The organism is Wenzhouxiangella psychrophila, from assembly GCF_042310375.1.
Taxonomy (GTDB): domain Bacteria; phylum Pseudomonadota; class Gammaproteobacteria; order Xanthomonadales; family Wenzhouxiangellaceae; genus Wenzhouxiangella.
The window spans coordinates 127,493-143,975 of record NZ_JBHJMQ010000007.1; the positions used below are offsets into that span (position 1 = coordinate 127,493).

The following is a 16,483-nucleotide window of genomic DNA, read 5'->3' on the forward strand; positions in this document are numbered from 1 at the left end:
GCTTCAGCGGTGCAGTTCGCCCTCGCGCTCGGGCTGGTAGACAATCTTGTCGACTCGCACATGCATGGTGCCGCCGCCGGGACGCGGCCAGTCGATGCCCTTGCCCTCCTGCATGCCGAGCAAGGCGCTGCCAACCGGCGCCATCACCGAAATCTGCTGCTCTGAATCGGTCAGCTTGGCCGGGTAGACCAGAGTCTTGGTGTATTCATGATCGTCGACCGAGAAGCCCACCGTCGAGTTCATGGTCACGGCGTCGGCCGGCATTTCGGTCGGTTCGGCCAACTTGCCCCGGGCCAGTTCGGCCTCGAGTTCCGCCATGCCGGGGAAGGCGTTGGCCGGCAGGTCGTCGAGCAGTTGCTCGAGTCGGTGTAGATCCATCGAAGAGATGGTGATGGGAGGTCTGCTCGTCATGATTCCTGTCCTGAGGCTTCTGAATGCACGAAAGGCCAGCACCGTCACTGCGACGGCCGCCGGCCCTTCCTGTCAGCTCAGTGTACTCCTTTCCAATCGCGAATGACCGCCCTGCGTCAGTGTCCACGGCGCCATGCGAAAAAGCGCTCGGCCCAGCGCAAAGCGGTTTCGGGCTGATGCGCCTTCTTCCATTCCCCGGCAGCGAACTTGTTGGCCTCCGAGAAGGTCGGGTAGACGTGGATGGTGCCGAGCAGCTTGTTCAGGCCCAGGCCGTGTTTCATGGCGAGCACGAACTCCGGCAACATCTCGCCCGCATGGGCACCGACGATGGTCGCACCCAGGATGCGATCCTTGCCCGGTTCGGTCAGTACCTTGACGTGGCCGTAGTCGGCGCTGTCGGCGATGGCCCGGTCGAGGTCGTCGAGGCCATAGGTGGTGACCTCGAAATCGATATCCTGCTCGCGGGCCTCGTCTTCGCTCAATCCCACGCGGGCGACTTCCGGGTCGGTGAAGGTGACCCAGGGAATCACGCGGTAATCGGTGCTGAACGACCAGAGCGGACTGATCAAAGCGTTGACCGCCGCCGACCAGGCCTGGTGCGCGGCCACGTGCGTGAACTGGTAGGGCCCGGCGGCATCGCCGCAGACATAGATGTTGGGGAAGTTGGTGCGCTGGAAGCCGTCGACATCGATGCGTCCGCCGTCGTTCAGTCGAACGCCGATATCCTCGAGTCCGTAGCCGGCCGTGCGCGTCTTTCGTCCGAGGGCGATCAGCAGGTGGGAGAATCCGAAGGCGACCTCCTCGCCATCGTGTTCGCAGACCAGACGTTTGCGGCCATTTTCATCGGCCTCGACGCGCAGCGCCTTGTGGCTGGTGGCGACGGTCACGCCGTCGTGATCAAGGTGTTCGGCCAGCAGTTCACCGGCCTCGGCATCTTCGCGCGGCAGCAGGCGATCGGCCATTTCCACGACCGTGACTTTCGAGCCCAGGCGGGCGAATGCCTGGGTCAGCTCCGAGCCGATCGGGCCGCCGCCGAGTACCACCAGGCGTTCGGGCAGCTGATCGAGGTCCCAGAGGGTGTCGCTGGTGAGGTAGTCGAATTGGTCGAGACCATCAATCGGCGGCACCAGCGGCTCGGCGCCGGTTGCCAGCACGATCGATTTCGCGCTGATGCGCTTGCCGCCGGCCTCGACTTCCCAGGGTGAGACCAGCTTCGCCTCGGCTTCGATCACGTCCACACCCATGGCCCGGTAGCGCTCCGGGGAGTCGTGTGGCTCGATTTTGCGGATTACCTCGCTGACGCGCGCCATCACCTCGCCGAAGTCGAGTTCGGCCTGCATGCGACGAATGCCATAGCGTTGGCTGTCGCGCGCCTCGGCCATGCCGCGCGCGGTTCGGATCAGGGCCTTGGAGGGAACGCAGCCGGTGTTGAGGCAATCCCCGCCCATGCGGTTCTTCTCGATCAGCGCCACTTTGGCCTTCACTGCCGCGCCGATGTAGGCCGAGACGAGGCCGGCCGAACCGGCACCGATAACGATCAGGTTGTAGTCGTAGTGCTTCGGCTTGCGATAGCCGGCGTAGACCTTGCGCGCCTGGAGGAACCGCAGAACCAGCCGCAGGATCAGCGGCAGCAGTCCCAGCAACACGAATGCGCCGATCAGGCCTGGCGAGAGCACATCGCCAACCGAGTCGACCTGTGCGAGCTGGGTACCGGCGTTGACGTAGACGACTGTGGCTGGAAGCATGCCGAGCTGGCTGACCCAGTAGTAGGTCCATGTCCGGATCGGCGTGAGTGCCATGACCAGGTTGATGACCCAAAAGGGAAACACGGGTACCAGCCTGAGGGCCAGCAGATAGAACGCGCCGTCTTTCTCGATCCCTTCGTTGATCTTGGCAAGCCGCTTGCTGAATCGTTTCTGGATGGCGTCCTTGAACAAGAAGCGCGCCGCCAGGAATACCAGTGTGGCGCCGATGGTGCTGGCGAACGATACCGCGATAGTGCCCGTGACCACGCCAAACAGGGCGCCGCCGGCAAGCGTGAGGACGGCCGCGCCGGGGACGGACAGGGCGGCCATGACGATGTATATCGCCATGTAGATTCCCAGGGCCAGCAGGAGATGGTCCTGCGTCCAGGCGAGCAGGGAATCGCGCTGTTGACGCAGTGTGTCGAGATTCAGGTGCTGCTGGAGATCGAGCGCGAAAAAGGCCACGATGGCGGCGAGAAAGGCAGTCGCCACGGCCACTCGCAAGACGAGTCTGGAGTTCATTCGAAAATGCCCGCTTGTGAATTCATGGGGCCAGCATAACCGCTGCGGTGTCGCGGCCCCATAAGGGGTTTTACCCAGGTTTCATGCCGGCAGTCGCGCGCTCGATACCGGCGAGATCCCGGTGCGACTGAACCGCTGCAAATCCCGTCCGCTCGAGCAGTAAGCGCACCGCTTCGGCCTGGTCATAACCGTGTTCGATCAGCAACCAGCCGCCTCCTTGAAGACGACCCCATGACTCGGGCACGAGCCGGCGGATGATATACAGGCCGTCCGGACCGGCGGCCAGCGCCCGACGCGGCTCGAATCGAACGTCGCCGAGCTCCAGGTGAGGATCTTCCTCGGCAACGTAGGGCGGGTTGGAGACGATGAGTTCGAAGAGACGCTCCTCGACCGGCTCGAAGAGATCGCCGCAGATCAGTTCGACGGGGTCGAGACCCAGCTGATCTCGATTTCTAGCGGCAATCGCCAGCGCCTCGGCCGAGATGTCGGTCGCCGTGATTTGCCAGTCGGGACGTTCGGCCGCCAGCGTAAGGGCAACGCAGCCCGAGCCGGTGCCGACGTCAACGGCCCGAGCCGATTCCGGCAAGGGCAGGTTCAAGGCGATATCGATCAGCAATTCGGTCTCCGGGCGGGGGATCAGTACCCCCTCGCCGATCTGGAACGGGCGACCGTAGAACTCGCGCCTTTCCAGCAGATAGGCCACCGGCCAGCCTTCCAGGCGCTGCCGAAACAGGTCCCGGCAGATACGCCACTGGTCGGCTGCGATGGGTTCGTCGGCATGAGCATACAGCCATGCTCGTTCGCGACCGACCGCGTGCGCCAGCAGCAACTCGGCCTCCAGGCGCTGACCGAGAAGAGTTGCCGCAGTGCCCAGCGCCGCACCGACCGTCGTCGGTACACCAGCCTCGGTAGATGTGGTCGATTGCATCAGGCTTGTTCTCTCGCTTCGTGACTGCTCTCTCAAAAATGCTTGCCAGCGGACTTGTAAGGCTCCTTGCCTTACCGGATGATAGCGATATTGTCCCAAGGGGTGGGAGTAAAACGACAATGCCAAGGTGCGATCAAAGGCATGATCGGGGGATCGTGGCGACTGCCGGCAAGGGGCGGGCTTCGCAGTTGGGCCATTGGTCGCTATGCCGTTATGCGTATTTGCTCTTCGCCATTCTTTTTCTGCTGCCCGTATTTGCATGGTCGGGGCAGCTCAATGTTCGTCACTACGATACCCGTGACGGGATCCCTCAGATTCAGATCAGCAGCGTTCACCAGGATCAGCGCGGATACCTCTGGATCGGGACATACGGTGGCCTGGCACGCTATAACGGCCACCGATTCGACGTATTCGGCACCGAGTCCGGGCTTTCCACCAACTACATTACTGTAGTCGACTCCGATGCCGCCGGCATCGTTTGGATCGGTACCGCTCACGGCCTTTGCCAGCGTCAGACAGATCGCTTCCGCTGTTTCAACCCGCTCGGCATCAGCCACCTGATGGTCAACGATCTGCAGATCAAGGGTCGTGATATCTGGGTGGCGGCCGACGAAGGGCTGTTCATACTGAAAGAGAATGTCCTTGAGCCGGTCGAGTATTGGCCGAAGTCCGGTGAGGGTGCGAATGTACATGCTTTGGCGCTCGATGGGGCAGGGCGCTTGTGGATCGCTGCGCAGTCGGGGTTGTTCAGCCAGGGAACGGCCGGTATCGAAGCGCATCCCATGCCGGGTGACACGCCGGCCGTCCAGGCGCTCGAATTCCACGACGGCGAACTCTGGATCGGTAGCGAGGGGAGCCTCTGGCACCGCGATGCCGCAGGCGGTGTGTTCTCGGAGTATGTTCTACCGATTCCTGCCGGCACAAGAATCAACGACATCATGTTTGATGCCGACGGCACGCTCTGGGCAGCCACGCCGGAAGGCGTGATTCGCGATGGTGTCGACGGTCCGGAACGCCTGACTACACGCGAAGGGCTGTCCAACAACCGAACGTTATCGCTGGAGCGGGACCGGGAGGGCCTTGTCTGGATTGGTACCGACCAGGGGCTTATCAAGGTGCTGCCCGGTCCATTCGAGGGATTCACGACTGAAAACGGAGTACTGGCCTCTTTCGTAAGAACCATCAATCAGGATGATCGTGGGCGACTTTGGCTGGGCACGCGTGAAGGCCTCCAGATTGTCGAGAAGCATGAGGGACGCTGGCGTTTCGATCAGTCGAAAAACATCCTTCGTTCCGATGGCCTGCCCGACAACCAGATCTATCACATCGCCTTTTCCGGGCCCGACGCGGCCTGGATCGCGACGGCGCAGGGAGTGGCGCGCTGGCATCGGGCGCAGGGAGTGACTGACATCATCAATATCGACGGTGGGTTGCCGGATGAGGAAGTTCATTCTCTGCTGATCGATCGTGATGACCGCCTGTGGATCGGTAGCACTCGCGGTGTCCGCTGGCTTGAAAACGGTGAACTGGAGACCCCGGCGAATGAGACCCTGGCGCACGCTTTTGCTCTTCGTATACGCCAGGACGCGGCCGGGCGACTGTGGTTTGCGACCCTTCGGGACGGGCTGCTGATTCTCGAACCTGATGGTTCGCTGAGTTCCTATCAGGCTGTCGATGGTCTGACCGATGAGATGCTCTGGGATTTATGTCCGTCAGCGGATGGCTCGATGTGGGTCGGGAGCAATGGCGACGGTATCTTCCGGGTCTGGCCCGATGGCCGCATCGAGCAATTCACGACCGGCGATGGCCTGGCCGATGATTCCGTCTGGCAAGTGCTCGAGGACGATCAGGAACGTCTGTGGGCCTACACCAACCGCGGCCTGTCACGTCTGGAGGACGGCGAGTTCGTCAATTACTCGGAGCGCGACGGCTTGCTGCATCTCGAGGGTGGTGCAACCGGTGCCTTTCAGAGTGGTGACGGCATGCTTTGGTTCGCTTCGGCTGACGGCCTGATGCGCTACGATTCCGAGCGTGAGTACCATAACCTGCTGGCTCCTCCGGTTTTCATCGAATCGGTCAGCCTCGGACGCGAATCCGTAGAGCACGGGAAGCGTATTCCTTACCGGTCGGGCAGCCTTTCCATTCGTTATGCCGGCCTGAGCTTCCAGGATGAACGGGCCGTTCGTTTTCGCTATCGCCTGATTGGTGGCGGAGGTCAGTGGTCGGAGCCGACCGACGACAACCAGGTTACGCTGGCCAACCTGGGTCACGGCGACTACCGCTTTGAAGTCCTTGCCCGGAACCCTGATGGGGTCTGGAGCGAACGCCCGGCCCACTTTTCTTTTTCAGTCGCCGCGCCTTTCTGGGCCACGAGTTGGTTCATCCTGCTGTGCGGCCTGACCCTCGGTTTATTGGTCTGGGTCGTCATTCATCTTCGCCTGCGACAGATAGAAGCCACACGCCGGCGCCTGCAGCATCTGGTCAAGAGTCGCACTGCAGAATTGAGTGAGGCGAATCGCCGCCTCCAGCGCATGGCGCGTAGCGACCAGCTGACGGGTCTGCCCAATCGTCGTTATCTGTTCGACCGCATAGGCGATGACATAGCGCGTAGCCGCCGCGCTCATCACGACCAGGCTCCTGCCAATGCCGATGTGGCTTTCCTGATGGTCGACCTTGACCATTTCAAGCAGATCAACGACCAGTACGGTCACGATGCCGGCGACCGCATTCTGCTGGAGTTCAGCGGTGCGCTCGATAGCCAATTACGTGAGAGTGATTACATGATTCGGTGGGGTGGTGAGGAGTTTCTCGTCGTGGCCTGTGAGGCCGGGGCGGAGCAAGCACACCAGATTGCCGAGCGACTGATTCACAGTGTTCGTTCCACCCGCTTTGCCGTCGACGATGAAGGCCGCGAGCTGTCACTGACCTGCTCGGTCGGTATAGCCTGCTACCCTTTCGGAAAGCCCATAGACGCAGTGGATTGGGAGCAGGTCGTTCAGCTGGCCGATGTCGCTGTCTACCGGGCCAAGGCCGACGGGCGGAACTGCTGGGTACAACTCTCTCCCGGAGAAGCGCTGGTGATATCGGATGGCAGCGAATTCATGCAGCGCGTCAAGGACGACCCCGGGCCGCTGATCGAGCAGGGAATGCTGCGGTGCCGGAACGGAAGTTGATCAGTCCGGAACTTCGTGCTTCTGTTCGCTGGAATCGGGAGATGAATCCGGACTAGCGGCGGCGGTTACGCCAGTGCGCGGGCCGAAGCCGGTAGGTGCATCAAAGCTGACGTGCGCCTCACCGTGCTCCATTAAATCGCGTAGCAGAACCACGATCCCGCCCACGCACAGGAAGAGTCCGTAGGTCAGCGCCACGGTCTGGAAGTGGCGCAGCAGGAAAAGGCCGCTGGCCGAGCCTTCCGGGATCCACAGCACCGGCGCCATAAGCCCGAGCAGGGCAACGAACGAGTACACCATGAAACGAATGAAATCCATCGGCACTTTGCGGATGGTCAGGCCGTACACCAGCGTGGCCACGATCAGCACCGAGGCGGTCGCCTGGACCGCAATCATGGCGCGTTCGCCGATGAATACGAAGCGAGTCTCTTCGTAGTGGGCTTCGCCCATCTGCGCGCCAAACAGCAGCACCATCAGCAGGTTGCCCACGAGAAACGTCAGGCAAAGCACGAACGGCAGCCAAAGAAGGCGGGTTGTCTTGAGCATGGAATAGCCATCGGCGGCTTTCCAGACTAGCAGCCAAAGCGGGATGGAAATGGCGTAAATCAGCTCCGCGATTAGTTCACTCATGGGGGCGGAAGGGTACAGCAAGCGATGTGATTCCGCCAGACTGGGCGCAGAAAAGTGCCAGTCGGAAGTGATAGGGCAGAGCGCGAAAGGCGGTTCGCTGGAAAGCGCTTGGCGAAAGCTGATGCGGTGAATCTGGAAGGATGGTGGCCAGGGACGGAACCGGAGCGTCAGCGGAGCTCGCTGATCCGCAGGATCAGCCATCTAACCGCCCGGCGAAGCCGGAGAGGCGGTTCGCTGGAAAGCGCTTGGCGAAAGCTGATGCGGTGAATCTGGAAGGATGGTGGCCAGGGACGGAACCGGAGCGTCAGCGGAGCTCGCTGATCCGCAGGATCAGCCATCTAACCGCCCGGCGAAGCCGGAGAGGCGGTTCGCTGGAAAGCGCTTGGCGAAAGCTGATGCGGCGAATTTGGAAGGATGGTGGCCAGGGACGGAACCGGAGCGTCAGCGGAGCTCGCTGATCCGCAGGATCAGCCATCTAACCGCCCGGCGAAGCCGGAGAGGCGGTTCGCTGGAAAGCGCTTGGCGAAAGCTGATGCGGTGAATCTGGAAGGATGGTGGCCAGGGACGGAATCGAACCGCCGACACGGGGATTTTCAATCCCCTGCTCTACCGACTGAGCTACCTGGCCTTGCCGTTTCTGGCTGCGCCCGACCCATGGCCGGGAAGCCGCACATTAAACCGTTTTCGACCGCCGAAGTCAACCGTAATTGTAATCCGCTGGCACTTTTTCCCTACTGTGGCGTCAATACTGATGCAGACCAAATTGGGGCAATATCCATGCGCAAGTTCATGATTATCCTGATAACCGCGGCCCTTGGCGCTTGCGCTTCCTCCGGCGATCAGCGAGACCGGTTCGAGGAAATCGCCGTTTATGAGCGTCATGCCGGGGCGGCCGAAAGCTGGGTGCGCTACACCAGTATTCGCAATTGGTGGTCGGTTGGATACCATTCGGTGGTGTTCGAGGTGAATCGCTCCCGTCATTACCTGGTTGAATTGATCGGCGCCTGTGATCTCGATCTCGACAGCGCCGTGACGCTGCGCCTCCACACCAGCCGTCGCAACGTGCTCAGCGAGTACGACGACGTCGTCGTCGGCGGCCGGACCTGCCAGATCCGCTCGATCCGCCGGCTCGACTACGAAGCGGTCAAGGCCGAACTGGAGGCCGGGGGCGAGTCCGTGCCCGATAGGCAGGGCGAGATCCGCGTTGAGACCGAGGCTCAGCCTTCGGGCGGCACGTAACCTTCGGCTTCATCGACTTCGCCGCCGAAGAGAAACGCCTCGGCCTGTTCCTCGAGATACTGACGGTGTTCGGGATCGATCGGGCTGAGGCGTTTTTCGTTGATCAGCATGGTCTGGTGGTTGAGCCACTTCTGCCAGGCCTCTCTGGAGATGTTTTCATAGATGCGCTGGCCCAGTGCTCCGGGCAGCGGCGGCCGCGGCAGGCCCTCGGCTTCGCGGTCGAGAAATTGGCAGTGCACGGTCCGTTCGCTCATCGGGAATGGTCCTTTTCGAAACAAGGCTCATGATACGGCGTCTTCGTTTCCCGTTGAGGCTCGGTCCAGCTCTTCGATGGCGCGCCTGATCGGCTGGGGCAGTCCGTGCTCCAGCGCCCGGGAGGGCGGCATCCAGCACCAGTTCTCGCCATCGGCGACGAAAGCATCTTCGTCCACTCGAATGCGCTCGAATCTGATATCGAGGATGAAGTGCGTGAACTGGTGACGGATGGCATTCGGTGGATCGAGTTCGTCGCCGCTGGGCAGGGTATCCATGTCCCCGGGTTCTGGCGGGGACCACAGGCCGCCCCAAATGCCGGCCGGCGGCCGACGCTGGAGCAGAATCTGGCCCCTGGGGTTCTCGACGATCAGGATGGTGGTGCTGCGGCACGGTTTCGTTTTCCGGGGCTTCGGCGTGGGCAGTTGCTCCGTTCGGTCTTCGAGACGTGCACGGCAATCGTGGGCGATCGGACAGCGTTGGCAGTCGGGGCCGCGCGGCGTGCATACGGTTGCACCGAGGTCCATGATCGCCTGCGTGTAGTCGCGGGCCCGGCCGGTCGGCGTTCGGGCGTCGGCCTCGGTCCACAGCCGCCGCAGCACGGCGGTCCGCCCCGGCCAGCCCTCGATGCCGGCATGTCTTGCCAGCACGCGCTTGACGTTACCGTCCAGAATAGGTGCGCGCCGGTCGAAAGCCTGGGCGCAGATGGCGTTTGCGGTGGATTTTCCGATTCCGGGCAGGGCCTCAAGCGCTACGGGGTCGTTTGGAAGCTTGCCGTCATGCTCAGCCAGGCAGCGCCTGGCAGCTAGATGAAGATTACGGGCCCGGGCGTAGTAGCCCAGGCCCGACCAGTGCGCCAGAACGTCGTCGATATCGGCTTGAGCGAGCGACTCGAGATCCGGGAAAGTCGCCATGAAACGTTCGAAGTAGGGGATGACCGTAGCCACCTGCGTTTGCTGCAGCATGATTTCGGCGATCCAGACGCGGTAGGGCGTTCGGTTTCGCTGCCAAGGGAGTTCGTGACGGCCATGGGAGTGCCACCAGTTCAGTAGTCTGGTGGCGAAATCGGATTCCGGGGGCTCGTCTGTCATCGCGGTCTTGATCAGACCTTTCGTAAATCGTGAATCGTGAATCGTGAATGGATTCCAGTGGCGCCATTTACGATTAACGATTTACCATTCACGAAGCGCCGGAAAGGAAGCACACTGTGGTTGACTGCCGGTGATGAACCTATTATCGGCATTCTTCAGGATTCAACCGGCAGAATGGCGTGGACAAAGGTACCGGCATCGAAGGGGCGCAGGTCGGCGGCGGTCTCGCCCACGCCGATGAAGCGGATGGGAATCTTCATTTCTTCGGCGATGGCGAAAAGCACGCCGCCGCGGGCGGTGCCATCGAGCTTGGTGACGGTAATGCCCGTCAATTCGGCCGCTTCGTTGAACTGGCGCGCCTGGGCGAGCGCGTTCTGTCCTGTACCGGCGTCGACGACCAGCATGGTTTCGTGCGGCGCTTCCGGATCGATTTTCTTCATCACGCGTATGATTTTCGACAGCTCGGCCATCAAATTGGCCTGCGTGTGCAGACGTCCGGCGGTGTCAGCGATCAGGACGTCCACCCCGCGCGACTTCGCCGAGTGCAGCGCGTCGTAAATCACCGCAGCCGTATCGGCGCCCGAAGCCTGCGCGACGACCGGTACGTCGTTGCGCTCACCCCAGGCCTGCAACTGCTCCACCGCAGCGGCGCGGAAGGTGTCGCCGGCGGCCAGCATCACCCGTTTGCCCTCGTCGAGGTAGCGCCGGGCCAGCTTGCCGATCGTGGTGGTCTTGCCGACACCGTTGACGCCCACCATCAGGATCACGAAAGGTTTCTTGTCCTCATCGACCGCCAGGAAGTTCTCGCATGGTTCGATCAGGTCGTAGAGCTCGGCCTGGACGGCCGGCAGTACCTGGGCCGGCTCGTTGATGACGCCCTGCCGGACGCCGTCGCGCAGGCGTTCGACGATGCGCGTGGTCGCGGCCACGCCGACGTCCGCGGTCAGCAGGGTGGTCTCGATTTCCTCGATCAGGTCCTCGTCGATTCGCTCGGCCGATCCGATCAGCCCGAACAGGCTGCCCAGGCTCGAGCGGGTGCGCTCCAGCCGTTGCTCGAGCGGGTCGACGCCCGATTGCTCGACCGGGCGGACCTGGGTGGTTTCGACACCCTTGCCCGATTTCTTGCGTTTGAAGATTGAAAACATGAAAGTTCAGCGTTGAGGGTTCGAATTGCCCGCCAGGCGCCGGGCGGACTGGGTATGCTATCACCGTCATGAGCGGGAAGATTCGAATTATCGGAGGCCAGTGGCGTGGTCGGAAGCTGGTGGTGCCCGACCGCCCCGGCTTGCGCCCGACCGGCGACCGGGTGCGGGAGACGCTGTTCAACTGGCTGCAGGCGGCCGTTCCGGGCTCGCATTGTCTCGACCTGTTCGCAGGTACCGGGGCTTTGGGGCTCGAGGCATTGTCCAGGGGGGCGGACTCGGCGGTATTTGTCGAGCACGACCGCCGCCTGGTTGACGCGCTGCGAGCAGTTGCGGCGGAGTGGCCCGGCGGTGAGCGCGTGGAGGTCGTACAGGCCGACGCGTTGCGCTGGCTGGTTGACGATCAACGCCAGTATGAACTGGTTTTCATCGATCCGCCGTTCGCCGACGGCTTGCAGGGCAGGGTGCTTGAGACACTGGCCAGCCACGGGCGCCTGGCGAGCAATGCCAGCGTCTACTTGGAGCAGGATGCCCGGGATCCGGAGCTCGATGTCGGCGAACGCTTTGAACTCCTGCGCTGCAAGACCCTGGGCGAGGTGCGGATGACCCTGCTCCGGTGGCGGGGCGACGCGGCGTTATAATGCGCGTCCGCCCAGCTCGAGAAGATTTGATGAGCCAGCCCGACTACGGTCTCGCCGTTTATCCCGGCACCTTCGATCCGATGACCCACGGTCATACCGATCTGGTGGCGCGAGCCTCGCGAATGTATCGCCGCATCATCGTGGCCATTGCCGAAAGTCCGCACAAGAAGCCCTCGTTCGGCCTGGACGATCGGATCAGTCTGGCGCGTCAGGTGCTCGACGAGGAAGGGCTGGACAATGTCGAGGTTGTCGGCTTCAACAATCTGCTGGCGCATTTTGTCGAGGAACGTAACGCCGGTGTGATCCTGCGCGGCCTGCGGGCGGTGTCCGATTTCGAATACGAGTTCCAGCTCGCGTCCATGAACCGGCATCTGATCGAGGATGTCGAAACGGTCTTCCTGACGCCCGCAGAACAGTACAGCTTCATCTCTTCTTCCCTTGTCAAGGAAATTGCCCGCCTGCAGGGGGATGTCGGCCGTTTCGTCCATCCGCGGGTCTCCGAGGCTTTGCGCGATCGGTACTCTTGAGTGGCATCGAGCATGAAATTTGGAACCACGGAAGACACGGAATACACGGAACTTGAAAGGTTGAGAAAGTCGAACAGTCGAGGCAGTTCGGCAGACTTGCCGACAATATCTGAACAAGCTGTTAGTTCTATTTTTCATTCCGTGCTTTCCGTGTCTTCCGTGGTTCGCCAATCAAACCGGAACGAATAATGAACCTTAAGTCGATTGCACTCGTTTTCTTCTCGCTCACGGTGGTATCCGTTGCCGCGATGGGCGGCAACGGGCCCGGAAAGGCAGCGATCTCCAGCTCGCATGAGCTGGCCACCGGGGCGGGTACGGAAATTCTGGACAAGGGCGGTAATGCCTTCGATGCAGCCGTTGCCGTATCGGCCGCGCTCGCGGTGGTGGAGCCCGAATCCTCCGGCGCCGGCGGCGGTGGGTTCTGGTTGCTGCACCGTGCGGCCGACGATCACTCGGTGATGGTCGACGGGCGCGAGACGGCGCCGGCCGCGGCCTCCGAAGACATGTACCTGGACGAAGAAGGAGAAGTCGATCGCGATCGCGCCATCAACGGCGCGCTGGCCGGTGGCATTCCCGGTGCGCCCGCCGCCTGGGCGCATATCGCCGATGAATACGGGACGTTGCCGCTATCCGAGCTGCTGGCGCCCGCCATTCGCCTGGCGGATGAGGGTTTTCCGGTGGATGCCAAGTACCAGGCCCTGCTGAATTTCCGGGCACATGTCATGATGCGCTGGCCGGAGACTGCGGCCATTTTCATGCCCGACGGTGACGTGCCCGCGATCGGCGACACGATCCGTAACCCCGATCTCGCCGATACGCTGCGTGCCCTGGCGGAAAAGGGGCCGGACGGCTTCTATCGCGGCGAAGTCGCGAACAGACTGGTCGAGGGCGTGCGGGCCGCCGGCGGGATCTGGACCCTGGAGGATTTTGCCGGCTACGAAGTGGTTGAACGCGAACCAGTGCGCACGAGCTATCGCGGCTACGAGCTGGTTACCGCCGCACCGCCTTCGTCGGGCGGCATCGCCATCGGGCAGATGCTCGAGATCGTCGAACCCTTTGACCTGGCAGGCATGGACCGGGCCGACCGGGTGCACTTGCTGGCCGAGGCAATGCGCCGGGCCTACCGCGATCGCGCGCTCTACCTGGGCGATCCCGACTTCGTCGACATCCCCGCCGAGATGCTGTTGAGCGAGGACTACGCAGCCGGATTGCGTACCACGCTGCGCATGGACCGTGCCACACCCTCGTCGATGCTCGCTGCCGATCCCGACCGTCTGGGCAGCGAAAGCACGGATACCACCCATTTTTCACTGATCGACGGCGAGGGCAACATGGTTTCGGCCACGCTGACGGTGAATCTGCCCTTTGGTGCCGCCTACGCCCCGCCGGGAACGGGCGTTCTGGTCAACAACGAGATGGACGATTTCTCGGCCAAGCCCGGTGAACCCAACGCCTATGGCCTGATCGGATTTTCCGCCAACGCCATCGAGCCGCACAAGCGCATGCTCTCATCCATGAGCCCGACCATGGTCATCGGTGACGATCGCACGGCCGTGCTGGGCACACCGGGCGGATCGCGCATCATCACCATGGTGATGCTGGGTATCCTCGACTTCATCGAGGGTAACGGTCCGGAAAGCTGGGTCTCGCTGCCACGCTTCCATCACCAGTACCTGCCCGACGAGATTTCGATCGAACCCGACGCGCTGAGCGAAGCCGAGATCGAGATGCTCGAGGAGAAAGGGCACGAGGTCACGGTACGCAACCGGACCTGGGGCAACATGCACGCGGTCATGTGGGACCGGGATACCGGCGAACTCCAGGCCGCCTCCGACCCGCGCTGGGAATCCGGGGGGGCGGTGATCGTCGAGCTTGATTGAGTCGTCGTGCCGACGACCTTCGGCTTGCCGCTCACTCAGTCCGCTTGATCGCTCTCCACGAGACCGCGCGCGGCCAGCAGGAATCGAACCTGCGGCGGGCGGCCGCGAAAGGCATCCCATGACTCCATGGGATCGCGCGAATTACCACGCGCAAGGATCTCCTCGCGCAGCTTGTCGGCCAGCTCACGATTGGTCAGGCCGGATTGCTGGAAGGCGGCGAAGGCGTCGGCGGCCAGAAGTTCCGACCACAATGTGCGAAAGTTGCCCCCGCGCCGTTGGCTGGCAAACAGGCTGGCCAGCCCGCCGCCATGGTGGCGGGGGGAAATGAATTCGGGCAAGTCCAGTTTCTCCCGCACCTGCCTCTCTGCAGTCTCCAGATCAGGCACTTCACCAGCATCGGCGCCGTGCAACGCCAGGTCGAGTTCGATGGCTGCAAGCAGTTCCAGCGTCTCCAGCCCCGAGGTCAGCTTCGCCCGTTGCTGCAGGGCTTCGATGGCCCGGTCATCGATGAGATCGCCGGTTTCGTGGTGTCGTGCGTAGCCCCTGAGCATTTCCGGTTCCAGCGCCCATCGTTCCAGCAGCAGGGCGGGAAACTCGACGAAATCCGGCGGTACATTGGTGCCGGCCAGGGCAGCGTGCTCCACATCAGAGAGCAGGCTGTGCAGCGCGTGCCCGAACTCGTGAAACAGGGTCCGAACCTGTTCGGTAGACAGCAGCGCGGGCATGTTGGCTGCCGGCGGCGTCACGTTCGCCACGATGGCCGTGACCGGGCTGATGCGCTCGCCGTTCTCTCGGCGTTGAACGCGGTAATGCGAGGTCCAGCCGCCGCCCTGTTTGCCGCTGCGATGGATCGGATCGAGATAGACGATGCCTAGGCTCGATCCGCTCTGATCGCGCACCTCGAAGGCGGAAACATCGTGATGCCAGGTCGGTAGTTCGCTTCGACGGTGGAAAGTAAGACCCCAGAGTCGATTGGCCAGGGTGAACAGGCCGTCGCGAACCTGAGAGATTTCGAACGATTGCCGCACGGAAGAATGTTCCAGGTCGACGGCTGATTCGATCAGGCGTTCGCGGTAGTACCACCAGTCCCAGGGCTTGAGCTCGCCGCCGACGCCGTCTTCGGCCGCCAGTTCGGCAAGTGCCTCGCGTTCCTGCCCGGCCTTCTGCAGTGCCGCGGTGCTCAGCCGGTCGAGCAGTTCCTCCAGGGCCTCGCGATTCGACAGGGTGGCGTCATCGAGCAGGTAGTCGATGTGGTTGTCGAAACCGAGCAGCTTGGCCCGCTCGGCGCGGATGTCGGCCAGCCGCTCGATCAAACGACCCAGGTCCTCGTCGCGGCGGGTGGCGTCGCGATAACGAGTCATCCAGGCGCGGTAGAGCTGTTCGCGCTCCTCACGGCCGCTGAAGTGGCGCATGAAGGGGTAGAAACTGTGTGCATGCAGCGTAAACGCCCAGCTCTGGGTGTGCCCCCGGTCCCGAGCAGACTGTCCTGCCAGGACGACGAGTGACTCCGGCAGTTCGTCCAACCGGCTTTCGTCCTCGATGATCAGTTCGTGGCGATGAGTGGCGGATTGCCGGGTCCGGGCGTAACGACGGTCCAGATCCGCGATTCGGCGATTGAGTTCGGTCAGTTTCTCTCTTTCCGCTTCATCCAGGTGCGCGCCGGCCCTTTTGAATCGATTCCAGGTTTCCTCGATTAGTCGGCGTTGTTCCGGGTCGAGCCGTTCCGCTTCTTCGCTGTTGCGAACCTGCTCGATTCGCTCAAACAGGGCGCGATCGTGAAGAACACGCTGCTCGTGTTCACTCAGAAGCCGGGTGAGGTTTTCGTCGTCGGCCTCGATGGCTGCACTGCTGCCGACGGCTGTCATTCCGTACCAGAGCCGGGCGATGCGGGCTACGCCGCGGCCGGCTTCTTCCAATGCCCGGATGGTGTTGTCGAAGTCGGGTTCGGCATCGCTGCCTGCGATTTCGGTCAGGCGCGCGTCGGTCCGTTCGACGGCCGTTTCCAGAGCCGGCCGGAAATGTTCCGACCTGATCTCGTGGAAGGGAGGCACTCCGAAAGGCGTGCCGAAAGCCGATTCGATCGGATTGTCTAGCGGGGCTGTGCGGTCAACGGCTTCGCGGACCGGGCCGGGGCCCTGATCCTGATCGGACTCGCAGGCGACCAGGAATGCAACTATGGCGAGATAGATCAACCCGATGCGGGCGTATGTGAGAATCGACATGCTGGTTCTTCAGTGAATCTGACGGCATTGTATCAGTCGGCTCTCAGCGCTTGGTATGCTGCAGGTCAGCAACCCGAGGAGTG

13 protein-coding genes and 1 tRNA gene are annotated in these 16,483 nt (G+C 62.4%); 5 read left to right on the plus strand and 9 right to left on the minus strand.

Annotation, left to right across the window (positions count from 1 at the left end):
* Positions 1–3: 3 nt before the first annotated feature.
* From rnk to prmC, 3 genes are all read right to left on the minus strand, one after another.
* Positions 4–411, minus strand: a complete 408-nt coding sequence (gene rnk, locus ACDC66_RS10655; RefSeq protein ID WP_376696702.1) for a nucleoside diphosphate kinase regulator — start codon at positions 409–411, stop codon at positions 4–6.
* 116 nt (positions 412–527) lie between these two features.
* A complete protein-coding gene (locus ACDC66_RS10660) occupies positions 528–2,678 on the minus strand; it encodes an FAD-dependent oxidoreductase (protein WP_376696703.1) in 2,151 nt (716 codons plus the stop codon).
* 70 nt (positions 2,679–2,748) lie between these two features.
* A complete protein-coding gene (prmC, locus tag ACDC66_RS10665; protein ID WP_376696704.1) occupies positions 2,749–3,606 on the minus strand; it encodes a peptide chain release factor N(5)-glutamine methyltransferase in 858 nt (285 codons plus the stop codon).
* A 155-nt stretch (positions 3,607–3,761) separates the two neighbouring features.
* On the opposite strand from prmC, the gene ACDC66_RS10670 reads away from it, so the two are divergent.
* Positions 3,762–6,779, plus strand: a complete 3,018-nt coding sequence (locus tag ACDC66_RS10670; protein ID WP_376696705.1) for a ligand-binding sensor domain-containing protein — start codon at positions 3,762–3,764, stop codon at positions 6,777–6,779.
* On the opposite strand, the gene ACDC66_RS10675 is transcribed toward ACDC66_RS10670, so the two are convergent.
* Positions 6,780–7,406, minus strand: coding sequence for a hypothetical protein (locus ACDC66_RS10675; protein WP_376696706.1), 627 nt, complete (start codon positions 7,404–7,406; stop codon positions 6,780–6,782).
* Positions 7,407–7,958: 552 nt separating this feature from the next.
* A tRNA-Phe gene (locus ACDC66_RS10680) sits at positions 7,959–8,034 on the minus strand.
* Between the two features lie 149 nt (positions 8,035–8,183).
* Here ACDC66_RS10680 and ACDC66_RS10685 point away from each other — a divergent pair.
* A complete protein-coding gene (locus tag ACDC66_RS10685; protein WP_376696707.1) occupies positions 8,184–8,645 on the plus strand; it encodes a DUF6491 family protein in 462 nt (153 codons plus the stop codon).
* Here the strand turns inward: ACDC66_RS10685 and ACDC66_RS10690 are convergent.
* From ACDC66_RS10690 to ftsY, 3 genes are all read right to left on the minus strand, one after another.
* Complete coding sequence (locus ACDC66_RS10690; RefSeq protein ID WP_376696708.1) at positions 8,624–8,899, minus strand: oxidative damage protection protein; 276 nt, start codon at positions 8,897–8,899, stop codon at positions 8,624–8,626. The genes ACDC66_RS10685 and ACDC66_RS10690 overlap by 22 nt on opposite strands.
* 27 nt (positions 8,900–8,926) lie before the next feature.
* Positions 8,927–9,988, minus strand: coding sequence for an A/G-specific adenine glycosylase (gene mutY / locus ACDC66_RS10695; RefSeq protein ID WP_376696709.1), 1,062 nt, complete (start codon positions 9,986–9,988; stop codon positions 8,927–8,929).
* Between the two features lie 155 nt (positions 9,989–10,143).
* A complete protein-coding gene (ftsY, locus tag ACDC66_RS10700) occupies positions 10,144–11,133 on the minus strand; it encodes a signal recognition particle-docking protein FtsY (protein ID WP_376696710.1) in 990 nt (329 codons plus the stop codon).
* 68 nt (positions 11,134–11,201) lie between these two features.
* On the opposite strand from ftsY, the gene rsmD reads away from it, so the two are divergent.
* The 3 genes from rsmD (at position 11,202) to ggt (ending at position 14,178) form a co-directional block, all read left to right on the plus strand.
* Positions 11,202–11,771, plus strand: a complete 570-nt coding sequence (gene rsmD, locus ACDC66_RS10705; RefSeq protein ID WP_376696711.1) for a 16S rRNA (guanine(966)-N(2))-methyltransferase RsmD — start codon at positions 11,202–11,204, stop codon at positions 11,769–11,771.
* A 29-nt stretch (positions 11,772–11,800) separates the two neighbouring features.
* The gene (coaD, locus tag ACDC66_RS10710) at positions 11,801–12,298 is read left to right on the plus strand and encodes a pantetheine-phosphate adenylyltransferase (RefSeq protein ID WP_376696712.1); all 498 of its coding nucleotides are present in this window, start codon (positions 11,801–11,803) and stop codon (positions 12,296–12,298) included.
* A gap of 188 nt (positions 12,299–12,486) precedes the next feature.
* Complete coding sequence (gene ggt / locus ACDC66_RS10715) at positions 12,487–14,178, plus strand: gamma-glutamyltransferase (RefSeq protein ID WP_376696713.1); 1,692 nt, start codon at positions 12,487–12,489, stop codon at positions 14,176–14,178.
* 35 nt (positions 14,179–14,213) lie between these two features.
* Here the strand turns inward: ggt and ACDC66_RS10720 are convergent, their stop codons facing one another.
* Complete coding sequence (locus ACDC66_RS10720; RefSeq protein ID WP_376696714.1) at positions 14,214–16,400, minus strand: M3 family metallopeptidase; 2,187 nt, start codon at positions 16,398–16,400, stop codon at positions 14,214–14,216.
* Positions 16,401–16,483: the final 83 nt, after the last annotated feature.

Excerpts from the sequence above, each read along its gene's own strand:
- ACDC66_RS10660 (WP_376696703.1), bottom strand. The coding sequence starts at position 2,678 with ATGAACTCCAGACTCGTCTTGCGAGTGGCCGTGGCGACTGCCTTTCTC.
- ACDC66_RS10685 (WP_376696707.1), top strand. The coding sequence starts at position 8,184 with ATGCGCAAGTTCATGATTATCCTGATAACCGCGGCCCTTGGCGCTTGC.
- ftsY (WP_376696710.1), bottom strand. The coding sequence starts at position 11,133 with ATGTTTTCAATCTTCAAACGCAAGAAATCGGGCAAGGGTGTCGAAACC.
- ACDC66_RS10675 (WP_376696706.1), bottom strand. The coding sequence starts at position 7,406 with ATGAGTGAACTAATCGCGGAGCTGATTTACGCCATTTCCATCCCGCTT.
- mutY (WP_376696709.1), bottom strand. The coding sequence starts at position 9,988 with ATGACAGACGAGCCCCCGGAATCCGATTTCGCCACCAGACTACTGAAC.
- rnk (WP_376696702.1), bottom strand. The coding sequence starts at position 411 with ATGACGAGCAGACCTCCCATCACCATCTCTTCGATGGATCTACACCGA.
- coaD (WP_376696712.1), top strand. The coding sequence starts at position 11,801 with ATGAGCCAGCCCGACTACGGTCTCGCCGTTTATCCCGGCACCTTCGAT.
- ACDC66_RS10690 (WP_376696708.1), bottom strand. The coding sequence starts at position 8,899 with ATGAGCGAACGGACCGTGCACTGCCAATTTCTCGACCGCGAAGCCGAG.
- ACDC66_RS10720 (WP_376696714.1), bottom strand. The coding sequence starts at position 16,400 with ATGTCGATTCTCACATACGCCCGCATCGGGTTGATCTATCTCGCCATA.
- rsmD (WP_376696711.1), top strand. The coding sequence starts at position 11,202 with ATGAGCGGGAAGATTCGAATTATCGGAGGCCAGTGGCGTGGTCGGAAG.
- prmC (WP_376696704.1), bottom strand. The coding sequence starts at position 3,606 with ATGCAATCGACCACATCTACCGAGGCTGGTGTACCGACGACGGTCGGT.
- ggt (WP_376696713.1), top strand. The coding sequence starts at position 12,487 with ATGAACCTTAAGTCGATTGCACTCGTTTTCTTCTCGCTCACGGTGGTA.